Consider the following 991-nt stretch of genomic DNA (forward strand, 5'->3'; position numbering starts at 1 on the left):
ATTCTAAATAGGCTCAATTGGCTGGACATTCAAGCGAAACGCATCGCCGGAATGGCTGGCTGGCGGAATGTTTTTTGCGCGCCCCTGGGACGCGCCCGAAGGTGTGTTGAGATTCAGGTCAGGCCGGCATCACCTGAAAATCAGCACACCTCAGGCCAGGCTGTCTATTTCCTCGTCCGAAAGGTTCTGCGGCACGACAGTCACCGGGATCGGGAAGGCGGCACCCTTGCCGGCCACGGCGCCGACCAGCGGTCCCGGGCCTTCCTTGCCCGCACCGGCGGCCAGCACCAGGATGGCGATGTCCTGGTCTTCCTCGATCAATTTGTGAATCTCTTCCGTCGGCTTGCCTTCGCGGACCACCATCTCGGGCTCGATGCCGAGCTTCTGGCGCACCTTGTTGGCATAGCTGTCGAGTGCGGCGCGCGCCGTGGCGTTAGCTTCCTCGCGCATGATCTTCTCGACACCCAGCCAATGCTGGAAATCGTCCGGCACGATGACATAGAGCAGCACCAGCGTGCCGCTGGTGCTCTGCGCCCGTTTCGAGGCATAGGCGACGGCACGCTCGCATTCCGGCGTGTCGTCGATGATCGTCAGGAATTTCCTGCGATGGCCGGCTTCGCGGCTGAGGCGTTTGGAGACCATGTCTATCTACTCGGTGTCTTGCGGCGCAATCTGCCACTGCGGCGGACCGGCGGCAAGCCGCCGGCCTTGTGCCAGTGCACCCGATGTCGCGATCAGCCCTGCAGCAGGCCGATAATGTCGCGCACCGTCTTCATCGTCGCTTCGGCCAGCACGCCGGCGCGCTCGCCGCCGTCCTTGAGCACCGCGTCGACATAGGCGCGGTCATCCGAAATGCGGCGCATCTCGCTGGCGATCGGCGCCAGTTTTTCCACAGCAAGATCGGCCAAGGCCGGCTTGAACACGGAAAACTGCTGGCCGGCGAATTGCTTGAGCACATCCGCCTTCGACATCTCGGCGAGACCCGCATAGA

The 991-nt window shown here is 62.9% G+C and carries 1 protein-coding gene and 1 pseudogene; both read right to left on the bottom strand.

The features are described from left to right. Positions 1–150 precede the first annotated feature (150 nt). Positions 151–642, bottom strand: a complete 492-nt coding sequence (locus EN879_RS37135) for a universal stress protein (RefSeq protein WP_013528063.1) — start codon at positions 640–642, stop codon at positions 151–153. A 92-nt stretch (positions 643–734) separates the two neighbouring features. Further along, positions 735–991: pseudogene (locus EN879_RS37140) on the bottom strand (tryptophan--tRNA ligase); the annotation flags it as partial.

It is taken from the genome of Mesorhizobium sp. M7A.F.Ca.AU.002.02.1.1 (assembly GCF_003998535.1).
GTDB classification, from domain to species: Bacteria; Pseudomonadota; Alphaproteobacteria; order Rhizobiales; family Rhizobiaceae; genus Mesorhizobium; species Mesorhizobium ciceri.

Bases quoted from the DNA above. Each gene is read 5' to 3' on its own strand.
- EN879_RS37135 (WP_013528063.1), bottom strand. From the start codon at position 642: ATGGTCTCCAAACGCCTCAGCCGCGAAGCCGGCCATCGCAGGAAATTC.